The 22,012-nt window shown below is 34.8% G+C and carries 21 protein-coding genes; 7 read left to right on the forward strand and 14 right to left on the reverse strand.

All coding sequences use genetic code 11. The features are described from left to right. Window positions 1-22: 22 nt before the first annotated feature. The 3 genes from NO995_RS10640 to NO995_RS10650 are packed head-to-tail and all read right to left on the reverse strand — an operon-like array spanning window position 23 to window position 1,771. The gene (locus tag NO995_RS10640; RefSeq protein WP_240572953.1) at window positions 23-745 is read right to left on the reverse strand and encodes a pirin family protein; all 723 of its coding nucleotides are present in this window, start codon (window positions 743-745) and stop codon (window positions 23-25) included. Window positions 746-764: 19 nt separating this feature from the next. Then, the gene (locus NO995_RS10645; RefSeq protein WP_240572952.1) at window positions 765-1,202 is read right to left on the reverse strand and encodes a MarR family winged helix-turn-helix transcriptional regulator; all 438 of its coding nucleotides are present in this window, start codon (window positions 1,200-1,202) and stop codon (window positions 765-767) included. 23 nt (window positions 1,203-1,225) lie between these two features. Continuing rightward, window positions 1,226-1,771: an NADPH-dependent FMN reductase gene (locus NO995_RS10650; protein ID WP_258227497.1), complete on the reverse strand. Its 546-nt coding sequence runs from the start codon at window positions 1,769-1,771 to the stop codon at window positions 1,226-1,228. A 154-nt stretch (window positions 1,772-1,925) separates the two neighbouring features. On the opposite strand from NO995_RS10650, the gene NO995_RS10655 reads away from it, so the two are divergent. Together NO995_RS10655 and NO995_RS10660 are read left to right on the forward strand one after the other, a co-directional pair. Further along, a complete protein-coding gene (locus NO995_RS10655; RefSeq protein ID WP_258227498.1) occupies window positions 1,926-3,554 on the forward strand; it encodes an acyl-CoA carboxylase subunit beta in 1,629 nt (542 codons plus the stop codon). A gap of 58 nt (window positions 3,555-3,612) precedes the next feature. After that, the gene (locus tag NO995_RS10660; RefSeq protein WP_258227499.1) at window positions 3,613-4,035 is read left to right on the forward strand and encodes a DoxX family protein; all 423 of its coding nucleotides are present in this window, start codon (window positions 3,613-3,615) and stop codon (window positions 4,033-4,035) included. Between the two features lie 54 nt (window positions 4,036-4,089). Here the strand turns inward: NO995_RS10660 and sppA are convergent, their stop codons facing one another. The 8 genes from sppA to NO995_RS10700 all read right to left on the reverse strand — a co-directional run bounded on the left by sppA (window position 4,090) and on the right by NO995_RS10700 (window position 13,090). Further along, window positions 4,090-5,853 (reverse strand): signal peptide peptidase SppA, encoded by a 1,764-nt coding sequence (sppA, locus tag NO995_RS10665; RefSeq protein WP_258227500.1) that lies wholly within the window; start codon window positions 5,851-5,853, stop codon window positions 4,090-4,092. A gap of 71 nt (window positions 5,854-5,924) precedes the next feature. Further along, on the reverse strand, window positions 5,925-6,989 hold the full coding sequence (locus NO995_RS10670) for an AMP-binding protein (RefSeq protein WP_258227501.1): 1,065 nt from the start codon (window positions 6,987-6,989) through the stop codon (window positions 5,925-5,927). Beyond that, window positions 6,973-8,157, reverse strand: a complete 1,185-nt coding sequence (locus NO995_RS10675; RefSeq protein ID WP_258227502.1) for a type II CAAX prenyl endopeptidase Rce1 family protein — start codon at window positions 8,155-8,157, stop codon at window positions 6,973-6,975. Before NO995_RS10675 ends, NO995_RS10670 begins: the two co-directional genes overlap by 17 nt. A 3-nt stretch (window positions 8,158-8,160) precedes the next feature. Then, a complete protein-coding gene (locus NO995_RS10680; RefSeq protein ID WP_258227503.1) occupies window positions 8,161-9,198 on the reverse strand; it encodes an o-succinylbenzoate synthase in 1,038 nt (345 codons plus the stop codon). Then, window positions 9,199-9,876 carry a metal-dependent hydrolase gene (locus NO995_RS10685; RefSeq protein ID WP_258227504.1) on the reverse strand — a complete coding sequence of 226 codons (678 nt, stop codon included), beginning with the start codon at window positions 9,874-9,876 and terminating at the stop codon, window positions 9,199-9,201. It abuts the gene before it with no gap. 42 nt (window positions 9,877-9,918) lie between these two features. Then, window positions 9,919-10,821 (reverse strand): 1,4-dihydroxy-2-naphthoate octaprenyltransferase, encoded by a 903-nt coding sequence (menA, locus tag NO995_RS10690; RefSeq protein ID WP_258227505.1) that lies wholly within the window; start codon window positions 10,819-10,821, stop codon window positions 9,919-9,921. Between the two features lies 1 nt (window position 10,822). After that, window positions 10,823-11,662 carry a 1,4-dihydroxy-2-naphthoyl-CoA synthase gene (locus tag NO995_RS10695; protein WP_258227604.1) on the reverse strand — a complete coding sequence of 280 codons (840 nt, stop codon included), beginning with the start codon at window positions 11,660-11,662 and terminating at the stop codon, window positions 10,823-10,825. Window positions 11,663-12,424: 762 nt separating this feature from the next. Beyond that, window positions 12,425-13,090 carry a uracil-DNA glycosylase gene (locus tag NO995_RS10700; protein WP_258227605.1) on the reverse strand — a complete coding sequence of 222 codons (666 nt, stop codon included), beginning with the start codon at window positions 13,088-13,090 and terminating at the stop codon, window positions 12,425-12,427. Window positions 13,091-13,179: 89 nt separating this feature from the next. Here NO995_RS10700 and NO995_RS10705 point away from each other — a divergent pair, with 89 nt between their 5' ends. Continuing rightward, complete coding sequence (locus tag NO995_RS10705) at window positions 13,180-14,673, forward strand: YfcC family protein (protein ID WP_258227506.1); 1,494 nt, start codon at window positions 13,180-13,182, stop codon at window positions 14,671-14,673. On the opposite strand, the gene holA is transcribed toward NO995_RS10705, so the two are convergent. After that, entirely contained in the window at window positions 14,670-15,674 is a 1,005-nt protein-coding gene (gene holA / locus NO995_RS10710) for a DNA polymerase III subunit delta (protein ID WP_240572941.1), read from the reverse strand. The genes NO995_RS10705 and holA overlap by 4 nt on opposite strands. Before the next feature lie 103 nt (window positions 15,675-15,777). Between holA and NO995_RS10715 the strand changes: the two genes are divergently transcribed. The 4 genes from NO995_RS10715 (at window position 15,778) to NO995_RS10730 (ending at window position 18,735) form a co-directional block, all read left to right on the forward strand. Continuing rightward, entirely contained in the window at window positions 15,778-16,224 is a 447-nt protein-coding gene (locus NO995_RS10715) for a type I restriction enzyme HsdR N-terminal domain-containing protein (RefSeq protein ID WP_240572940.1), read from the forward strand. After that, complete coding sequence (locus tag NO995_RS10720) at window positions 16,221-17,225, forward strand: glycosyltransferase family 2 protein (RefSeq protein WP_258227507.1); 1,005 nt, start codon at window positions 16,221-16,223, stop codon at window positions 17,223-17,225. Before NO995_RS10715 ends, NO995_RS10720 begins: the two co-directional genes overlap by 4 nt. A gap of 88 nt (window positions 17,226-17,313) precedes the next feature. Next, window positions 17,314-18,153, forward strand: a complete 840-nt coding sequence (locus NO995_RS10725; protein WP_240572938.1) for a flagellar motor protein MotB — start codon at window positions 17,314-17,316, stop codon at window positions 18,151-18,153. A gap of 135 nt (window positions 18,154-18,288) precedes the next feature. Beyond that, window positions 18,289-18,735, forward strand: coding sequence for an SRPBCC domain-containing protein (locus tag NO995_RS10730; protein WP_258227508.1), 447 nt, complete (start codon window positions 18,289-18,291; stop codon window positions 18,733-18,735). 7 nt (window positions 18,736-18,742) lie between these two features. Here NO995_RS10730 and NO995_RS10735 read toward each other — a convergent pair whose 3' ends face one another. Together NO995_RS10735 and NO995_RS10740 are read right to left on the reverse strand one after the other, a co-directional pair. After that, window positions 18,743-19,363: an L-threonylcarbamoyladenylate synthase gene (locus NO995_RS10735; RefSeq protein WP_240572936.1), complete on the reverse strand. Its 621-nt coding sequence runs from the start codon at window positions 19,361-19,363 to the stop codon at window positions 18,743-18,745. A gap of 264 nt (window positions 19,364-19,627) precedes the next feature. Continuing rightward, the gene (locus NO995_RS10740) at window positions 19,628-21,994 is read right to left on the reverse strand and encodes an ATP-dependent helicase (protein WP_258227509.1); all 2,367 of its coding nucleotides are present in this window, start codon (window positions 21,992-21,994) and stop codon (window positions 19,628-19,630) included. Window positions 21,995-22,012 lie beyond the last annotated feature (18 nt).

A 22,012-nucleotide genomic window follows, 5' to 3' on the forward strand; every position in this document is an offset into this window, starting at 1 on the left:
TTTTTGCTATTAATCAACACCTTTAGAATTCCATAGGCACTTCAATAAATAAAATACTGGATTCTTCTTTGGCTTCAATATTAAAATCTAAAGTTTCCGAAACACCTATGGCATCTCTGGTTTCTAATGTTTTACCATCAACAAGAAATTCTCCGTAGATATTCATCACGTAAACACCGTGCTTATCACTTTTTAATTTATAGTTAAAGGTTTGGCCTTTATCTAAATCTATTCGAGATAATACCGCATCCTGATGAATTTTCAAACTACCTTCATGATTCTCATCAATGGAAGTCACTAAAGTTTGCAATTTGTTCTTTCTTTCTGTTGCATCAAATGATTTTTGATCGTATCGTGGCGCTACATTTTGTTTATCTGGAAAGACCCAGATTTGAAATAAGCCTAAATGTTCTTCAGCTGAACCGTTTATTTCAGAATGCTGAACGCCTGTTCCTGCTGACATTACCTGAACTTCTCCCGGTAAAACCGCCTGCCACTCATTATGCATAGAATCTCTGTGTTTCAACACGCCTTTTAATGGAATGGTAATGATTTCCATATTATCGTGAGGATGTGTTCCAAAACCCATACTTGGTGCAATCATATCATCATTTAACACACGTAAGGCTCCAAAATGTACTTTTTCCGGGTTATAAAAACCCGCAAAACTAAAGGAGTGGTTTGCCTGCAACCATCCGTGGTTGGCATACCCCCTGCTATCTGATCTATGAACTATTGTTTTCATCTTTTGTTTTCCTTTCTTTTTATCTCATTTTATCAAGCAGAAAACTTAATTGTTCTGCTTCTTCTTCAGTAAGATTTTTAATTAAATCTTTATTGAAATCATCCGGAACCGAAGCCAAAAGTTTCAATCCCTTTTCGGTTATTGCTATTTTCACTACACGTCTGTCGTGAGCGCAAGGCAATCGTTCTATAAATTCCTTAGCGCATAATTTATCCATTAATCGGGTGGCATTTGGTGCGCGTTCAATCATTCGGTCTTTTATCACCTGAACATTTAACGGTTCGCCAGCACCTCTTAAAATTCTTAAAATATTATACTGTTGCGGTGAAATACCATATGATTTGAAGAACTCGTTCTGACAGCTTGAAATCCAATTTCCTGTGTACATGATATTTACCAATGCTTTTTGCTTGTTATTGATAAATTTCGAGTTAATTTCTTTTGCTAAATCTCCCATAATTATTACGGATTTATTCGTTATTATACAGTCGCCTCTACCAATTTATTTTGAAACTGCTCTACTGCATTTTTTAACTGTGCACTATAATCTTCATTAGTGATTTTTCCTTCAGCAAAATTATTTCCGAAAAACGGCAAAGAAAATACCTCAACAATATCGGCATCATGATATGGAAATCTGCTTTTCGCAACATCTAATACCGATGCACCTCCTCGACCTCCTGGGGAAGTTGCCATTAACAACATAGGTTTATCGAAAAATGTTTTGCTTTCAATTCTTGACATCCAGTCAAATAAATTTTTAAACACCGTTGTATAAGCCCCGTTATGTTCGGCTAACGATAACAAAATACCATCTGAATTTTTAATGTATTCAATAAATTTATATGCGTTATCAGGAATACCGTGCTCTTGTTCGTAATCTACACCATAAAGTGGTAATTCAAAATCATTCAAGTCTAAAATGGTAACATCAGCACCTTCAACTAAACTTGCGGCATAGATTACTAATTCTTTATTAATGGATTGTTTACTATTAGTACCTGCAAATGCTATTATTTTTTTCATAACTATATTTTATATCTTAAATCTTAGTCAAAGATACAACAAATAAATTTATTTTCCAAGGAATATAATTCTAAGGAATATATTTTAATACAATCTTAACATTAAGATTTATATAATTTGAAACTTTTGTATTTTAGCCACAAAATACACATCAATGGATTTAAACTTCAATAAGAACGAAGATCACAATAAACTTTTAGTATCAGAACTTAACAAACGTTTGGCCAAAGTACATGTAGGCGGCGGAAAGAAAAGCATTGAAAAACTTCATGAAAAAGGTAAAATGACGGCACGTGAGCGTATTGATTATTTACTGGATGCTAAAGCTAAATCCATTGAAATCGGAGCCTTTGCCGGAGAAGATATGTATGAAGAGCACGGTGGTTGTCCGTCTGCAGGAGTGGTTGTTAAAATTGGCTATATAAAAGGTAAACAATGTATTGTTGTTGCTAATGATGCCACGGTGAAAGCCGGAGCCTGGTTTCCTATAACTGCTAAAAAGAATTTAAGGGCTCAGGAAATCGCTATTGAAAACCGATTACCTATTATTTATTTGGTAGATAGTGCTGGCGTGTATTTACCATTGCAAGATGAAATTTTTCCAGATAAAGAACACTTCGGACGTATATTTAGAAATAACGCCATTATGAGTAGCATGGGCATTACACAAATTGCTGCCGTTATGGGAAGCTGTGTGGCTGGTGGGGCTTATTTACCAATTATGAGTGATGAAGCTTTAATAGTAGATAAAACAGGTAGTATCTTTTTAGCTGGAAGCTATTTAGTGAAAGCAGCTATTGGAGAAACCATAGATAACGAAACCTTAGGCGGTGCTACAACACATTGCGAAATTTCGGGTGTTACAGACTATAAAGCGAAAGACGATAAAGATGCTTTAGATACCATAAAAAATATAGTTGATAAAATTGGGGATTACGATAAAGCCGGTTTTAACAGAGCAGAACCTAAAAAACCATTAGAAAACCAGGACGATATTTTTGGTATCCTTCCAAAATCGAGAGCCGATCAATACGATACCTATGAAATTATAAAGCGTTTGGTTGACAACTCGGAGTTTGATGAATATAAAGCAGGTTACGGAAAATCCATTATTACCTGCTACGCTCGTATTGATGGTTGGGCTGTGGGTATTGTAGCAAATCAGCGTAAACTAGTAAAAACCAAACAAGGCGAAATGCAGTTTGGTGGTGTTATTTATAACGACAGTGCCGATAAAGCAACCCGATTTATTGCGAATTGTAACCAAAAGAAAATCCCATTAGTCTTTTTACAGGATGTTACCGGATTTATGGTAGGTAGCAAAAGTGAACACGGCGGTATTATAAAAGATGGTGCTAAAATGGTAAATGCCGTTAGTAATTCTGTTGTGCCAAAATTCACGGTAATTATGGGAAATAGTTATGGTGCCGGAAATTATGCTATGTGCGGTAAAGCATACGATCCTAGATTAATTGTTGCCTGGCCAAGTGCGGAATTAGCAGTAATGAGTGGAAATTCGGCAGCCAAAGTATTACTTCAAATTGAAACAGCATCGCTTAAAAAGAAAGGAGAAACCATTACCCCTGAAAAAGAGGAAGCCCTTTACAACGAAATTAAATCGCGATATGATGCTCAGGTATCACCGTATTATGCTGCAGCTCGTATTTGGACCGATGCCATTATTAATCCGTTAGATACCAGAACATGGATTAGTATGGGTATTGAAGCTGCAAACCACGCCCCTATCGAGAAACCATTTAACCTGGGAGTGATACAAGTTTAATTGGCTTTTATGCTTTATTTTTCGTATCTTATTAGTTGAAAATCAATAAATTTCAATTATGGATACAATAAAAACACTTAATAAGTGGGCCAATGCGCATACTTATTTGCCTCTGGATTTATTACGTGTTGCTCTGGGTGTCTTTCTGTTTATTAAAGGCATTAGTTTTATGTCTGATAGCATGATGCTTACCGAATTATTTAAACCTATGCAGAACATGGCCGGCGGTATGATTGCCGTTCACTATGTGGCTCCTGCTCATTTTATTGGCGGTATGCTTATAGCTTTTGGGTTATTAACGCGATGGGCAATTATTGGACAGTTACCAATTTTAATAGGCGCCATACTCATTAATTTTGTCGGTGAAATGAGTTCCGGAAATTTAATGTTGGCTCTTGTTACGTTTGTAGTGTGTATGTTTTTCCTTTTCTACGGTTCTGGAAAACATTCCTTAGATTATTATTTTAAAATGCAACAATAAAAAAAGAGCGACCGTTAAGTCGCTCTTTTAGTTTAAAAGAAAATACACATTTCTCTATTTTATATCCAAACTATAAGGTACTAACAATTGAATCCCTTTACGCTGAGTCATAGTTTTAACCTGCTTTAATAAGGTATACGCATCTTCACCAAGTTCTTCTTTCATAATATCTTCTTTAGCTTCTGCTAACCCAAATTGTCTTAAGATTTTATCTAAATCTTTCTTATAAATAGGAAACTCTTTAATATTATACTCTGAAATGCCTGCTGCTTCAGCTGCATATTTAAGTGCTAAATCCAATCCTCCTAATTCATCTACCAAACCGATTTTTAAAGCATCTGTTCCTGTCCAAACGCGACCTTGAGCAATCTCTTTCACTGCATCTTGTTCCATACCACGACCTTCGGCCACACGGCCAGTAAACAATTCATAAATACTTATAATTTCTTCTTTAATAAAATCATGCTGCGCGTCATTTAAGGGCTCAAAGAAACTATAGGTTACCGAATTCTGATTTGTTGATACCTGTTCGGCATTAATCCCTATTTTACTTGCTAAAGCGTTTCCGTTTGGCAACATACCGAATACCCCAATACTACCAGTAATCGTTGTTGGTTCAGCAATGATTTTATCGGCATTACAGGCAATATAATACCCTCCTGAAGCCGCAACGTTACCCATTGATACAATAACAGGTTTTAGTTTCTTTGTCAATTCTATTTCACGCCAGATTAACTCACTTGCCAAGGCACTTCCTCCTGGTGAATTAATACGTAAAACCACGGCTTTAATTTTATCATTATTTCTGGCTTCAACCAATGATTTTGTCATGACGCCTTGCCCAACCGAGCCTTCGTCACCTTCACCGTAAATAATTTCACCTTCGGCATAGATAACAGCAATCTTATCTTTACTGTAATTGGTTAACATATTAGAAGCTGAATGTTCTGCATAATCAAAAATGGAAACCATCTCCAACTTTTTTGAAGCTTGAGTACCTGCCGCCGTTTTTAAACCCGCCAGATATTCATCATGATACGCAATTTTATCGATAAGCTTCGCTTGCTTTGCTAAGGGCGCATTACGTGCCAACAAACTATCTGCAATAATATTTAATTGTTCTGCAGAAACTCCTCTGCTCTCTGAAATCTCCGACTTAATTTCAGTCCAGATAGAGTTTAAAAATACTTCAACTTGTTCCCTGTTGGCTTCACTCATTTCATTTTCAAGAAAAGGTTCTACGGCACTTTTATATTTTCCAAAGCGCACAACTTCCATTTTCAATCCCGTTTTTTCCTGAAAATCTTTAAAATACAACTGCTCTGAAGACAAGCCTTTAAATTCCATCATTCCGGCAGGATTCATAAAAATCGTATCGGCAACAGAACTCAGGTAATAATCTTTTTGTGAATAAATATCGGCGTAAGCTGTAATGAACTTGCCAGATTCTTTAAACTTTATTAAAGCATCACGAATGGCTTTGGTTTGAGAAATTCCCGCATTAATAAAATTATTGTCGATGGAAATCCCTTTAATATTATCGTCGATAGCTGCATAATGAATAGCGTCGATAATATTGAATAACCCGTTTTTATCATCTTTATTTAAAAATTCGTAATGCTCAAATTCTGTTTTACCAGCATAATCTTTAATAGGAAAATCGAGTTTTAAATCGAGTACTGAATTCGGTTTTACTTTTACAATTTCCTCTGATGAAGACCCAAAAATTAGTCCGAAAACAATAAGTAATCCAAGACAAATACCTAAAAACACAAAGATGCCTGTAACGGTCGATAACACGCGTTTAATAAAGTTCATATAATATTTTTTCAATTATTTATAAAAGGTTGCTAATTGGTCTTAAAAAGAGACTTTTCGTTACAGAAAACTTATTTTTTTATTGACTGCAATGTCTTTTTTCGCTGAATTTTTCCTGAAGAAGTTTCTACAAATTCCTTTAAAGCATATACAGCTTTAGGTGTCTCGAATTTATCCAATTCTGAAAACACTTCAGAATTCAAATCATTTGTTTCACTTTCTACGACCAAAATAAGTTGTTCTCCTAAAACTTCGTTGGGCTCAGAGGTTATAAAAAATCTATCCTTTATTTTATTCTGAAGTTTAGCTTCTATTTGCTCCGGAAAAAGTTTAACGCCACCTGAATTAATCACATTATCGAAACGCCCTAACCATTCAAATTCTGATTTCGAATGAATTTTAACGATATCGTTAGTAATAATTTTTTCTTGGCATAACTTCGGAGCTTCAATCACCAAACAATCACGATCATCCTGAGAAATAGCAACTCCAGGTAACAGTTTAAAATTAGGCTTTGCAACTGAAGTATGATTAAATGGTTTTAAAGCGATATGCGTCACCGTTTCTGTCATACCATAAGTTTCAAAAACATGCGTTTTTAATTCCTGAATACTGGCTTTTAAATTATTGGAAGTCGGTGCTCCACCCACGATTAGGGTTTTAATATTATCAACTTTATCAAGTACCTTTTCCAACTGCATAGGAACCATAGCACAAAAATCGTAGACCTTATTACTGTCAAATTTTAAAGCAGAAGAAGGCTCCACAACATCCAGTTCCAAACCTAGAATTATAGATCTAACCAGCATCATTTTACCTGCAATATAAGTTGCCGGCAAACACATTAAAGCGGCATCACCTGGATTTAACTTAAAAAAATCACCCGTAGCTAAAGCAGAATTCACAATAGCCTGTTTCGATAATTCAACAACCTTTGGTGTTCCCGTTGAGCCTGAGGTTTTAACCTTTATAGTTTCGCTATGATCTAACCATTGAAACAAAAAATCACCAATTTCTCTTTCATAAGATTTGCCTTCCTTAACAAAATCGTATGCGAGTTCCAGCAGATATTCACTTGAATAGTGAAACCCATTAAACTTAAATTTCAGATGTACATTTTTATAAGTTGGTATCATTTCCGATGGCATCTATTTCTGATGTTAATAATACTGGTTCTTCAACTTTTCCGAATAGCTTTTCTTTCCAATCCGTCCATTTATAAATTTTAGATAGGATAAATAAAATGATTGGAAAGACTACAAATACCGGAACAAATATTTCGCTCAATGCCGTTTCTGAAGGATCGGACATATCTTTTAATATGGAATGCGTTTGGAATGCGGTCCAGTCCGCTGTCACTAAAAGAGCCGTGAATAAATTATTGGCAGCATGAAAGCCAAGCGACAATTCCATACCTTCATCCATAAGCGTCATAATTCCTAAAAACAATCCCGTACCAATGTAATAGATCATTATCATAGGCCCTAATTTTTCAACCTCCGGATTAGCTATGTGAAGCAATCCGAAAACACAGGATGTTATTATTAAAGGGGTTGATTTTCTTTTTACCACCTGATATAAAACATCATAACTTGATTGTTCTATTAACCTTTCTGATAATTCAGAGTTTAAAAATAATATTAGAATTATTGATGCTAAAACAAAAAAAACAAGCTTACCTAAAAAGCCTAATGAAAATATACTTGCTAATATTAAATAGCATAGTATTACTAACAACATATAAACTAATATAATTGGGAATTTTTTAGTTGTTACAGACACACCAATACCCTGCATTAAGTATCCTCTAAACATATACTCTTCAAAACTAGTTTGCAAAGGCACAAAAATGATCGCTATTACACAAAGTACGACAAACGGTTTAAGCTGAAAATTAAGCTGATAATGCTCTGGCGTCATGTAATAATCAGCTACAACCAATCCACTTGATATGATTCCCCAGAATAAAAAGATGAACCAAAAACGTTTCCAATCAATCTGTTTTCTTGACGTTGTTAATTCTGTAAAAGACTGTTTATGTAAATATTTTGCAACTAATAATAATGCTGCTAAACCAACTGCAAATGATAGTAACATCAGGAACAAATTCAGATTTGGTTCCAGATAACTCATCATTGCGGACTGATCTAATCCCGATGGGTTTTCACCATCTTTAAAAGCCTTCAACAATACGGCTGCTGTAAACGGTATCTGCCCTATGAAAACTCCAAATACAATTATAAATACACCTATAATGTAACGCCACCAATCGTGTAAGGTTTTAAATGCTTGTTCTATATACATCCTTTATATGTTAAAACTCCAATTTAGTGAATTATTATATTTCAACGCACCATTAATCACTTGTAAAGGCGAATCGAAATTATTAGTAAAAAGTCCACCTGTTCCCAGACCCTGAGGTAACGGACTTTGCTTCTGGTAAGTGTATTGCGCAATGGCGTTAAGCCCGATATTGCTTTCCAATGCACTCGTTATCCACCAGCCTATATTTTGGTTTTCAGCTATTGAAATCCACTCATCGCTACCTTTAAAACCACCAACTAAACTTGGTTTTAAAATAATGTACTGCGGCTTTATAGTTTGTAGTAATTTCTCTTTATCCGTTACATGAAAAACACCTATTAATTCTTCATCTAAAGCGATGGGTAATGGCGTTTGCTCACAAAGTCTTGTCATGTCTTCAATCTGACCCTGTTTAATAGGTTGCTCGATAGAATGCAGTTCTAAGTCCGATAAGATTTTTAGTTTTTCTAAAGCTTCTAAAGGTGAAAAAGCGCCATTAGCATCAACCCTTAATTCAATATCTTTTGCTGAAAAGTCCTTTCGAATAGATTTTAACAAATCGACTTCCGACTGAAAATCGATAGCGCCAATTTTCATTTTAATACAAGAAAAACCAGCTTTAAGTTTATCCTCTATCTGCTGTTTCATAAAAGCTTCAGATCCCATCCAGATTAATCCGTTAATGGCAATTGAATCTTGATCTTGAGTGAATTTTGAAGGAAATAATTCAAAACCATCTTGGCTTTCCAAAGATTTCAAAGCCATTTCTAAACCAAATTGAATACTTGGGTATTCTATTAATTCATAAAGTAAATCATCTAATCCTAAATGAATATTCTGGCAAGTCCATTTTAGTTTGCCTTCATAATCGGGCTTATCGTCTGCCGATAACCCTCTGAACACACCACATTCTCCTATTCCGGTTTTTCCGTTTTGGTCTAAAATAAGAAACCAAGTCTCCTTGGTTTTCAATATGCCTCTGGACGTCCCAGAGGCTTGTTTAAAATTTAAAATATATTTTTTGTACGAAGCGTTTATCATCTATAACTCTATACTTTCACCTATTTCTAATAACATTAAATCTTTGTCGTTATCAAAAAACTTACGTTTTGCCTCTTCGTGATCGATTTCAATATAACCAAAAGTGTCGAAATGATAACCTAAAACCTTATCGCACTCCACAAAATCACTTGCAGTAATAGCATCATCTACTCCCATTGTAAAATTATCTCCAATTGGAAGAATGGCTAAATCTAACTTGGTACGTAACGGAATTAACTGCATATCGTAAGTCAATGCCGTATCGCCTGCGATATAAATATTTTTATGTTCACCTTCGATAACAAAACCTCCCGGTTGCCCTCCATATGTCCCATCAGGGAACGATGATGAATGTAAAGCAACCACATATTTAACGGTTCCGAATTCAAAATCCCAGTGCCCACCGTGATTCATCGGGTGTGCTTCAAAACCCTTATTTTGGTAATAGGTTGCAATTTCAGCATTGGAAATAATAACAGCATTTGTACGTTTAGCAATAGCTTCAACATCTAGAATGTGATCCTGATGCGCATGGGTTACCAAAATATAATCGGCCTTTAACTCTTCGACATTGATATGAGAAGCTTTCTCGTTAGCCGAAATAAATGGATCGACAAGAATGTTCACATCGTTAACTTCTATTCCTAAACTGGCGTGACCGTAAAATGTAATTTTCATCTTTTATAATCTTAAAATTGAATAAAGAAAAATACGAAAAATCTATAACAAATGCCCTATCCCCATTAGAACAGCTAATAACACTGTTGTTAAAGCCACCTTCTTTAATTCCGGGTCTAATAATTTGGAATCTTTATTCATTACCACTTTTTTTATATGAAGGATTAACGGGATGTAAGCAACAAAAAACATCAAATTAAATATAGACGTATAATATAAAATCCCGAATAAAGCTGATAATACAATTGCTCCTCCAACAAGGAATAACTGATACTTTTTTGCATTCGAAATTCCAATTTTCACAGCCAAAGTAATTTTATTCGATTTCACATCAGATTCTATATCTCGCATGTTGTTTAAGTTCAATACCGCAGCACTAAGCATACCAACAGTAATTGCCGGTAAAAATACCACATGATCGATAGTTTTCGCGTACAGTACGTAACAACCAATAACACTAATTAATCCGAAAAAGATAAACACATAAACATCACCTAAACCCTTATATCCATAGGCATTATTTCCTACTGTATATTTAATAGCCGCAATAACACTCGCTATTCCTAACACAAAGAACAATAAGGTTAATAAAAAATGATTTACCCCAAACGATACAAAAATTAAAAAAAACGCTAATCCTATTGAAATTAACACATTTAATTTTATAGCATTAAACATTTGTTCTGGAGAAATATCACCAGATTGTATCGCACGATCTGGCCCTACTCGATCTTCATTATCGGTTCCTTTTACTCCATCGCCATAATCGTTAGCTAAGTTCGAAAGAATTTGAAAACTAAGCGTTGTTAAAATGGCCAAGGTAAAAATGAGCCAGTTAAAATATCCGTTGTAGGCTGCTAAACAAGAGGCTAAAATAATTCCAGAAATTGATAAAGGCAGCGTTCGTAAACGCATGGCTGAAATCCAAACAGAAACATTCTTCATATTATGGAATCCATTTTTTAGCAAAATTAGGCTTACGTTTTTCCAAGAAAGCATTTCGTCCTTCAATAGCTTCATCGGTCATATAAGCTAAACGTGTTGCTTCTCCGGCAAACACCTGCTGACCAACCATACCATCATCGGTTAAATTCATGGCGAACTTCAACATTTTAATAGATGTTGGTGATTTGGCTAATATTTCCTGAGCCCATTCGTATGCGGTTGCTTCCAATTCATCATGAGGAATTACGGCATTAACCATTCCCATTTCAAAAGCTTCCTGAGCAGAATAATTACGTCCTAAAAAGAAAATTTCACGCGCTTTTTTCTGTCCTACCATTTTTGCCAAATATGCAGAACCATATCCTCCATCAAAACTGGTTACATCAGCATCAGTTTGTTTAAAAATAGCATGTTCCTTGCTCGCTAAAGTTAAGTCGCAAACCACATGTAAACTGTGACCTCCACCTACGGCCCAACCTGGAACTACAGCAATTACAGCTTTAGGCATAAAACGGATTAATCGTTGAACTTCTAAAATATTCAAACGGTGATACCCATCTTCACCAACATAACCTTGATGTCCTCTTGCCTTTTGGTCGCCTCCTGAACAAAAGCTCCAAATTCCATCTTTAGTAGATGGCCCTTCGGCCGATAATAATACAACTCCGATATTTACATCTTCATTAGCGTCATAAAAGGCATCATATAATTCACTGGTTGTTTTAGGTCTGAAGGCATTACGAACATTAGGTCTGTTAAACGCTATTCTCGCAACTCCATTACATTTTTTATAGGTTATATCCTCGTATTCTTTAGCAACTTTCCAATTTATTTGCTCCATCATTTTATATTTTAGCCAAAAATAAATTATATTTCATTAATACCCTTGTTTCATTTTTAAAAATAACCTTTGGTTTTATAAATTGCTTTTATTTGATTCTCCATAAAATTTTTAAACTGTTGTTTTTCAAACAAAAAAGACAACAAATTTCACAAATAGCAATATAATTCGTCAAAATAACGATATTATTACTTACATTTTTATGTAAGAATAAAAAACATTTGAAAACATTTTTTTCTACAGATTAACAATATGAGTAAGAAAAAATTAAAAATTCCTTAATAAAAACAAAAAATAACAAAAATATTAACAGTAAATTCTGAAAATCAAAATAAGTACAACTGCGTATTGGTTTGTAGTCCTTTTATGAGTAAATTTGCTATAGTTTAACACTTAACGATTAAGTAATACCCTTTGAATATATTTTACTTATCTTGTCGTTAATCCAAACCACGTGCCTATGTTAGTGACTATTACTCTTTGTATTACTGCCCTTGTACTTGTAAATTTTTTACTTTTAAAATTTAGTTGCAACAAAACCCCAAAACCTACTAAAGCGAACAAAATGCCTGTTATTATTCGATCTGAAATTTCTTTAGCTCAAGATCAGGTATTAGCTCCGACAGGTAGCTAAACTCAGACGAGTTTTGTAAGTAACTTTATTATGGTTAAAAAAAACAAAAAGTGTAACTTTTATGAACTATCATGAAAGTTACACTTTTTTATTTCCTAAATAGCTTCTTAAAATTTTATTCAAAAATATTACCAGGTGATAACTTCTTTACCTAACTCTCGTAAAATTTCATTGGTCTTACTGAAATGTTTATTACCAAACCAATACCCTCTGTTTGCACTTAAAGGCGAAGGGTGTCCACTTATTAAAACATGATGTTTTTTTGAATCGATTAACTTCACCTTCTTTTTAGCATAACCTCCCCAAAGTAAAAACACTACATTATCTTTATAATCACTTATGGTTTTTATAACAACATCTGTAAAGGTTTCCCAGCCTTTCTTTTGATGACTTCCCGCCTGATGCGCTCTAACCGTTAAAGTTGCATTTAACAACAAAACACCCTGATCTGCCCAACGCTCCAGATTTCCACTTTCTGGATAAGCGACTTCCAAATCGGTTTCTATTTCCTTAAAAATATTGACTAAAGAAGGCGGATGTTTAATGCCGTCATTAACAGAAAAACACAAACCATTGGCTTGTCCCTCGTCATGATAAGGATCCTGACCAATTATAACCACTTTTACATTTTCAAAAGCACAATGGTTAAACGCATTAAAAATTTGATCTTTCGGAGGAAAGCATTCTGCCTCAGAATACTCTTTTTCAACAAACTCATTTAAAGCTTGAAAATAAGTTTTTTCAAATTCATCTTGTAAATAGGGCATCCAACTATTAAGCAATTGTGGTTTCATCATTTGATTTTATAATGCAAATAAAATAATACTATCTTTAATCCCAATAAATTCATACTAATTAACTGCTATAATTTATCTACCAGTCAATGAAAAAACTCAAATTCCCAACAGCACAAACCATTTTATTAATAATCGCAGCTTTAGTTGCCGGATTAACTTGGTTGGTTCCTTCAGGGAAATTTGATACATTAACCTATAATAAAGCCGAAAACACATTTACTAAAACAAGTTTAGGAGAAACTTCTAGTTTACCAGCGAATCAAAAAACGCTTGATGAATTGCAGGTAAAAATCCCTTTAGACAAATTTACTCATGGTGACATATGGAAACCTATTGGTATTCCTAATACTTACAAAGAGGTTGAAGCATCTCCTCAAGGTATTACAGCCTTCATCCAATCACCAATTAAAGGTATCATTGAAGCTTCAGATATTATCTTTTTAGTTCTTTTTATTGGTGGATTAATTGGTATTATGAATTTCACCGGAGCTTTTGATGCCGGAATCAACTGGTTGGCTCATGCTCTAAAAGGCAGAGAGTATCTATTAATTATTTTAGTCACAACCCTCATTGCCATTGGAGGAACCACTTTTGGACTAGCCGAAGAAACCATTGCCTTCTACCCCATCCTGATTCCTATTTTTCTAGCTGCTAAGTACGATGCCATGGTTGCTTTGGCGAGTATTTATATAGGATCATCCATCGGAACAATGTGTTCAACTGTTAATCCGTTTAGCGTAATTATTGCATCAGATGCTGCTGGAATAAACTGGACTACCGGACTAACTGCTCGTTTTGTTATTCTCTTAATAGGAACTCTTATTTGCATTCTATACATTATTCGATATGCCCAACGCGTAAAAAAAGACCCTTCAAAATCCATTATTTTCAATCAAAAAGAATCCATTGAAAAACTATTTGGAAATACAACAAACGCTACAGTGGTTTTAACTACGCGTCTTCGTTTCATTTTATTTGTTTTCGTAATGTGTTTTGTAGTTATGATTTTTGGCGTTTCTAATCTAAACTGGTGGTTTTTAGAAATGACAGTCGTCTTTCTTGTAGGTACGATAGTTATAGGTATTCTTGGAAAAATAAATGAGTCCACCTTAGTTGATACATTTGTAAAAGGTGCCAGTGATTTATTAGGTGTTGCTTTAATTATAGGTATCGCGAGAGGAATCACCGTTCTTATGGATGACGGTCAAATTAGTGACACGATGCTATACTATGCAAGTACAGCTACAAATGGCATGAACAAAGGACTATTTGTCAATGCGCTTCTTTATATTTTCGGTGGGCTATCATTCTTTATTCCTTCGTCTTCTGGAATGGCAGTACTAACTATGCCTATTATTTCACCGCTAGCTGATGGTGTAGGTATTGGTCGGGATTTGGTAGTGAATGCCTACCAATATGGTATGGGGCTTTTTGCTTTTATAAATCCAACAGGGTTAATTTTAGCTTCTTTAGCCATTGTAAAAGTTGGTTACGATAAATGGCTTAAGTTTGTTACTCCTTTAGTAATCATTCTAACCGTATTTATTATGATTGCCCTAAGCATTGCTGTTTACCTTTAAGAAAATATTTTCACCAACAATTCTTTAAGTAAATCGCCTTGTGATACAGAATTAGCTCCTACACCTTTACTTTTTACATCAAATTCGCGTAAGGTTGCTACCACCATACTAACCTGACGCATGGGGAAGTTTCTGGCAGCGGTAACATAATCGTTCACAAAATAAGGATTGACTTTTAATGCTGATGCTACATTTCGTGGAGATTTATCACTCAACCCGTGATAATGCAAAAGCTGAGAAAAGAAACTAAACAATAATGATACCGTCATCACCATTGGATTATCTTTCGGGTTATCTCCAAAATATTTCACGATTCGATGGGCTTTAACCACATCACGTTCGCCAATAGCTTTTCGCAACTCAAAATTATTAAAATCTTTACTAATACCAATGTTCTCTTCAATATGTTCTGGACTTATCTGACTTCCTTGAGGTAAAATAATTTTTAATTTTTCCAGCTCGTTATTAATCTTACTCAAATCGGTTCCTAAAAACTCAACAAGCATTTGTGCTGCCTTAGGTTCAATGCTATATTTTTGAGAAGCCAACACACGTCTAATCCAATCGGCAACCTGATTTTCATAAAGCTTTTTACTTTCGTAAATTACTCCCGAAGCTTTTAGCGTTTTATAAAGTGTTTTGCGCTTATCAATGGTTTTATATTTATAATTAATCACCAAAACCGTGGAAGGTTGCGGATTTTTAGCATAATCTGCCAGTTTTTCGATAGTTCGCGATAAATCCTGAGCTTCCTTAACAATCACCACCTGATACTCCGCCATCATAGGATAGCGCTTGGCGTTACTCACAATGTCTTCAATAGTAATGTCACGACCATAAAGCACCATTTGATTGAAGCCCCGCTCCTCTTCGGCTAACACATTATCTTCAATAAAATCTGAAATTCTATCAATATAATAAGGCTCTTCTCCCATTAAAAAATAAATAGGTTTCAGGTTACCATTCTTAATATCGCTTACTAATTGCTTTACTTCGTCCAAACTTGAAAAAATCGAAAATTATAAACACAAAACTCCAAAAACAGGCTTGGTAATTTGGTATTTGATTATTGTACATTAACTTTGAAATTATAAAAGAACAGCATTGCAAGACCTTAATTTTCCAAAGTTTTCGTTTCGATTCAAAAGTAGCGAAAATAAAATTTCTATATTCGATTGTATTCGTAAAAAGTTTGTGGTTTTACAGCCTGAAGAATGGGTAAGACAACATTGTCTTATGTATTTAATGGAAGTTAAAGGTTACCCTAAATCGTTAATAAATATAGAAAAAGAACTCATTGTTAACGACTTAAAAAAACGGTATGATATTGTTGTTTTTAACCCCGACGGCAGCATACATCTTATAGTAGAATGCAAAGCTCCGGCAATAACCATAAACCAACAAACCTTCGACCAGATTGCTCAATATAACCAGACGCTTAATGCTACATATTTAATGGTGACAAACGGTTTAAATCATTATTATTGCCAAATGGACTTTAAAAACGAACGTTACGATTTTTTAAGAGATATACCTGATTACAATTTATGAAACTAGCTATTGTTATATTAAACTGGAATGGAACAAAGCTATTAGAACAGTTTTTGCCCTCCGTTGTAGCTTTCTCAAAAGAGGCAGATATTTATGTTGCCGATAATGCTTCTACTGATGATTCTATTGCTTTTGTAAACAAGAATTATCCTGAAATTAAAATTGTAAGAAACGCCGAAAATGGAGGCTATGCAAAAGGTTATAACGATGCTTTAAAACATATCGATGCCGATATTTACTGTTTACTTAACAACGATATTGAAGTTACCGAGAACTGGCTCACTCCAATTATAGATACATTTCAAGCAGAACCCAACACAACCATTATTCAACCAAAAATTCTGGATTACAAAAACAAAAATCTGTTTGAATATGCCGGTGCAGCTGGTGGTTTTATAGATAAATATGGTTATCCCTATTGTCGTGGACGCATATTTAACACCATTGAAGCCGATGAAGGACAATATAATGACACCATTGAAATTTTCTGGGCATCGGGCGCATGCCTATTTATTAGACAAGATATTTTTAATGCTTTAGATGGTTTCGATGATTCCTTTTTTGCGCATATGGAAGAAATAGATTTGTGCTGGCGTGCTAAAAACCATGGCTACTCTATAAAGTACGTTGGAGCATCTACAGTTTATCATGTTGGTGGTGCTACACTGGAGACTATAAGCCCAAAAAAGACCTATCTAAACTTCAGAAACAGCCTCTTTACATTAACAAAAAATGCCACTGGACCAATTTTTACAAAAATTTTCATCAGATTGGTATTAGATGGCATTGCTGGCATAAAATTTGTGTGTGAGATTAAACCAAACCATACTTTGGCAGTCATAAAAGCACATTTCAGTTTTTATTACCACCTAATCAAGGTATTGAAACAACGAAAAAAATTAGAACAATTAAAAATTAAAACAAAATATTATGAGCGAACATCCATTGTTATGGATTATTTCGTAAATAGAAAAAGATACTTCAAGAATCTGGGAAAATAGTTGATAAAAGTTTGGTTAAAGTTGTTAAATCGGCCGTTTTTTACATATTTTTGTGGTAATAACTTAAAATATTAATCCTTAAATAATTATGAGAAAAGTCCTATTATTTGGCGCTTCTGCGATGCTTGTGCTAAGTTCATGTGTATCAAAAAAACAATTTACTGATCTTGAAGCAAAATACAAAGAGTCTCAAGATTTACTAAATTCTGCAACCGTAAAATTAAACTCTTGTTTAGAAGAAAGAGCTTCTGCATCTGCTAGAGCAAAAGCATTAGAAGAGCAAGTATCAGATTTAAGAAATTACAACGAAAACTTACAGGTATTATCTGCTAAAGGAGCTTCTAACATAGAGAAGACTCTTGAGAGTATGAAAGAGAAAGATTTAAAAATCACTCGTTTACAAGATGCTCTTACTAAAAAAGACAGTGTAACTTTAGCTTTAGTTACTAGCTTAAAACGTGAAGTTGGAATTAACGATCCAGACATTGAAGTAAATGTTGAAAAAGGTGTTGTTTACATTTCTATCGCTGACAAATTATTATTCAAGAGCGGTAGCTACAACGTAACTTCTCAAGCTAAAGATGTTTTAGCTAAAGTTGCTAAAGTTGTAAACAGCAAACCAGATTTCGAATGTATGGTTGAAGGACACACTGATAATGTACCTTACAAGAGTAATGGTGTAATCCTTGATAACTGGGATTTAAGTGTTAAACGTGCTACTTCTGTAGTAAGAGTTTTAGAAGACTTAGGTGTTAACCCAAGCCAACTTGTTGCCGCTGGACGTGCTGATTACGTGCCATTAGTAGAAAACAATACTTCTGAAAACAGAGCTAGAAACCGTCGTACTCGTATTTTAGTATTACCTAAAATTGATCAGTTCTACGACATGATCGAGAAAGAAATGAAAAACATGGAAGCTGGAAACTAATTAGCTTTCTAAAATAACATTGAAAAGCTCAACCATTTGGTTGGGCTTTTTTTGTTTCTAATACACGAATAATCAATTAAAAAACATCATGTTTTTTTATTATATTGAAAACCTAATCACAACATTTTCAATAATATGCCAACTAAAACCAACCGAGAAATTTATAACGAACGCATTCTTCAAGCCACATTAGACCGAGCTTACCACGCCTTTTCAAATCCGTCACACCTAAAAGAATGGTGGGGTCCTGAAGGTTTCACTAACACCATACATGAATTCGATTTACGTCCAGGAGGCAAATGGTTACTTACTATGCATGGACCCAATAATGTAAATTACGAAAACGCTTCGGTATTTAAAACTATCAAACCGCAACAGTTAGTTTCTTGGAGCAGAACTTCAAAACCATTATTTGATATGGAAGTTGAATTTATAGAACTTAATGATTCTGAAACTCAAATATCGTTTAGAATGATTTTTGAAACAGCGTCTGACTGTGAAAAACTTAGAACTTTTGTCGGTCCAAAAAACGAAGAAAATTTTGATCGCTTGGAAAAAGTACTTTTAAATGTAAGCGTATAAATTTAGTTTACAATACTTCTAAACTTCCTTTCCCCTCTCTAACTATAATTGCAGGATCTTCAGACATATCAATTACCGTAGACGGATTATTATCGCCATAACCTCCATCGATTACAATATCTACCAGATTATCCCATTTTTCCAGAATAAGTTCCGGGTCGGTAGTGTATTCTATCACCTCATCTTCATCACGAATAGAGGTAGAAATAATAGGATGGCCTAACTTTTTAACAATCTCTAAAGCAATCTTATTATCGGGTACACGAATACCTACTGTTTTCTTTTTCTTAAACGGATGTGGCAAATTCTTAGATCCCGGTAAAATAAAAGTATAAGGGCCTGGAAGCGCTCTTTTTAAAACCTTAAAAACAGAGGTATCTATCTGCTTCACATAATCACTCAAATGACTTAAATCGTGACAAATAAAAGAGAAATTAGACTTCTCAAGTTTCACTTGTTTAATACGAGCAACCTTTTCTAAAGCCTTAATATTACTTATATCACAGCCCAAACCATAAACGGTATCGGTTGGATAAATTATTAATCCTCCACGTTTTAAAACCTCAACAACTTTTTCAATTGCCTTTGGGTTTGGGTTTTCCTCATATATTTTTATAAACTCTGCCATAGATAGTGTATATTCACTTCACGGAACAAGTTAACGACATTTTTTGAATTGTAAAACAATATTTTCGTTTCTATATATCATCTATTCTGTAGAAATAAAAATCCTACAATTTATTTGTTTTTTCTCTTATTTGGGCAAGTTTCAAAAACATCATTTTCGTTAAAAAGACAATTATTTGATTTACTTATAGAGAGTGAAAAAGAAAAGAAAAAAAATAGTCTGCTTAATTACACAGGCTATTTTTTTACATCATTTATTATGGATTTAACCAATCACATCCAGTTTTGCAAAACGAAGTAATAGCTTTTTAACACCAACCTGCTGAAATTTAATTTCAGCTTTAACATCGGCACCTACGCCTTCAATTTTTAAAACTTCACCTTTGCCAAAACGCATATGGTTTACAATATTACCTGGCACCAATTTACCATCAAATAAATTAGCCTCTTGTCCTGCTGAACTTGAAGCTTCTACTTTGGTTAACTTCTTAGGCCCATTAGCCTGAAATTTAGGTTGTTCTTTTTGAGGCGTACCCTTTGTTAAGTTTACTTGTTTTGCCGGTTTAAAACGAATATTGTTATTAGATGTCACATGTTGTCTTGTATTCGGACTCACATCTCCAAAAATATCAGCATCCAGCATCGGGTTGATACGACGCTCCTCTATTGGTGTGGTAATATCTAAATATTGCTCATCAATTTCTGAAATAAATCGGCTTGGATCTGAATCCACCAATTTTCCCCAACGGTATCGAGACAGCGCATAGGTTAGATACGCCTGTTTTTCAGCACGCGTTAAGGCTACATAAAACAAACGACGCTCTTCTTCCAGTTCACTTCGGGTATTCATACTCATGGCACTTGGGAATAAATCTTCCTCTAACCCTACAATAAACACGTGTGGAAATTCCAATCCTTTCGCCAAGTGAATCGTCATTAACGCTACATGATCGACATCTTCTTTATCAGAATCTAGATCACTTGATAACGCCACATCTTCAAGAAATTCCGCTAAAGACGCTGTGGCATCAGCCACTTCCTTTTGTCCTTCAACGAAATCTTTCATACCATTAAGTAACTCCTCGATGTTTTCCATACGAGTCACTCCTTCAGGCGTAGCATCTTTCTTAAATTCCTTAATTAATCCACTGGTACGCGTCACATGCTCTGCCAATTCAAATACGTCGGCATTTTGATTCATAACCTGATAGCTTTCAATCATCGTTACAAAATCCAGAAGTTTTCCTCTAGTTCCTGAGTTTACTTTTATATCGGTTTTATCGATATTCTTCATCACCTCAAAAATCGAACGGTTATAACCATTGGCGGCAACTACCAATCTGTCTACAGTGGTGGCACCTATACCTCTTGGTGGGAAATTAATCACACGTTTTAAAGCTTCTTCATCAGCCGGATTGATAATCAAACGTAAATACGAAATCACATCTTTAATCTCTTTACGCTGATAAAACGATAAACCGCCGTAAATTTTATACGGAATATCACGTTTACGCAAAGCATCCTCTATCGCTCTTGACTGCGCATTGGTTCTATATAAAACCGCAAAATCTTTATTATCCAGCTGCTCGTTCATCTTGGTTTCCCAAATGGTACTGGCTACATAACGCCCCTCGTCTCCATCTGTTAATGAACGATTGACTACAATCTTTCCACCTTCATCGTTAGCCGTCCAAACCACCTTATCAAGCTTGGTCTGGTTTTTATCAATAATAGAATTGGCAGCGTTTACGATATTCTTTGTTGATCGATAATTCTGTTCTAATCGGAACAATTTTACATTATCGTAATCTTTCTGGAAATTTAAAATGTTATTGATGTTTGCACCACGGAAGGCATAAATACTCTGCGCATCATCCCCTACCACACAAATATTCTGAAACTTATCTGACAATGCACGTACAATTAAATACTGCGAGTGGTTGGTATCCTGATACTCGTCCACCAATATATATCTGAAACGATTCTGGTATTTCATCAACACCTCTGGGAATCGCGTTAACAGCTCGTTGGTTTTCAGTAATAAATCATCAAAATCCATTGCACCTGCCTTAAAGCATCTATCTACATAAGCTTTATAAATATCTCCCATACGTGGGCGTCTCGCCATGGCATCGGCTTCCTGCAATTCAGAATTCTGAAAATAAGCACGTACCGTTATCAAACTGTTTTTATACGACGATATTCTGGAACGAATGGATTTTGCCTTGTAAATATCTTTATCAAGCCCCATTTCACGAATAATGGAACCGATTAATTTATCAGAATCCTGTGAATCGTAAATCGTAAAATTGGTTGGGTAGCCTAATTTATCAGCTTCAATACGTAAAATCTTCGCAAAAATAGAGTGAAACGTCCCCATCCATAAATTTCTGGCTTCACTTTGTCCCACAATAGCAGCAATACGCTCCTTCATTTCACGAGCGGCCTTATTGGTAAAGGTTAACGATAGAATATTAAATGGGTCTATACCCTGACTCATTAAGTAGGCAATTCTAAAGGTTAACACACGCGTTTTTCCCGAACCCGCACCTGCAATCACAATCATCGGTCCATCTTTCTGTATGGTTGGTGCTAACTGCGCCTCGTTTAACTGACTTAAATACTTCTCCAAAACTAATTTCTATTTTAA

The organism is Aestuariibaculum sp. M13, assembly GCF_024723255.1.
In the GTDB taxonomy this organism is placed as follows: domain Bacteria; phylum Bacteroidota; class Bacteroidia; order Flavobacteriales; family Flavobacteriaceae; genus Aestuariibaculum; species Aestuariibaculum lutulentum.

Excerpts from the sequence above, each read along its gene's own strand:
- NO995_RS10640 (WP_240572953.1), bottom strand. The coding sequence starts at position 745 with ATGAAAACAATAGTTCATAGATCAGATAGCAGGGGGTATGCCAACCAC.
- NO995_RS10645 (WP_240572952.1), bottom strand. The coding sequence starts at position 1,202 with ATGGGAGATTTAGCAAAAGAAATTAACTCGAAATTTATCAATAACAAG.
- NO995_RS10650 (WP_258227497.1), bottom strand. The coding sequence starts at position 1,771 with ATGAAAAAAATAATAGCATTTGCAGGTACTAATAGTAAACAATCCATT.
- NO995_RS10655 (WP_258227498.1), top strand. The coding sequence starts at position 1,926 with ATGGATTTAAACTTCAATAAGAACGAAGATCACAATAAACTTTTAGTA.
- NO995_RS10660 (WP_258227499.1), top strand. The coding sequence starts at position 3,613 with ATGGATACAATAAAAACACTTAATAAGTGGGCCAATGCGCATACTTAT.
- sppA (WP_258227500.1), bottom strand. The coding sequence starts at position 5,853 with ATGAACTTTATTAAACGCGTGTTATCGACCGTTACAGGCATCTTTGTG.
- NO995_RS10670 (WP_258227501.1), bottom strand. The coding sequence starts at position 6,989 with ATGATACCAACTTATAAAAATGTACATCTGAAATTTAAGTTTAATGGG.
- NO995_RS10675 (WP_258227502.1), bottom strand. The coding sequence starts at position 8,157 with ATGTATATAGAACAAGCATTTAAAACCTTACACGATTGGTGGCGTTAC.
- NO995_RS10680 (WP_258227503.1), bottom strand. The coding sequence starts at position 9,198 with ATGATAAACGCTTCGTACAAAAAATATATTTTAAATTTTAAACAAGCC.
- NO995_RS10685 (WP_258227504.1), bottom strand. The coding sequence starts at position 9,876 with ATGAAAATTACATTTTACGGTCACGCCAGTTTAGGAATAGAAGTTAAC.
- menA (WP_258227505.1), bottom strand. The coding sequence starts at position 10,821 with ATGAAGAATGTTTCTGTTTGGATTTCAGCCATGCGTTTACGAACGCTG.
- NO995_RS10695 (WP_258227604.1), bottom strand. The coding sequence starts at position 11,662 with ATGGAGCAAATAAATTGGAAAGTTGCTAAAGAATACGAGGATATAACC.
- NO995_RS10700 (WP_258227605.1), bottom strand. The coding sequence starts at position 13,090 with ATGAAACCACAATTGCTTAATAGTTGGATGCCCTATTTACAAGATGAA.
- NO995_RS10705 (WP_258227506.1), top strand. The coding sequence starts at position 13,180 with ATGAAAAAACTCAAATTCCCAACAGCACAAACCATTTTATTAATAATC.
- NO995_RS10720 (WP_258227507.1), top strand. The coding sequence starts at position 16,221 with ATGAAACTAGCTATTGTTATATTAAACTGGAATGGAACAAAGCTATTA.
- NO995_RS10725 (WP_240572938.1), top strand. The coding sequence starts at position 17,314 with ATGAGAAAAGTCCTATTATTTGGCGCTTCTGCGATGCTTGTGCTAAGT.
- NO995_RS10730 (WP_258227508.1), top strand. The coding sequence starts at position 18,289 with ATGCCAACTAAAACCAACCGAGAAATTTATAACGAACGCATTCTTCAA.
- NO995_RS10735 (WP_240572936.1), bottom strand. The coding sequence starts at position 19,363 with ATGGCAGAGTTTATAAAAATATATGAGGAAAACCCAAACCCAAAGGCA.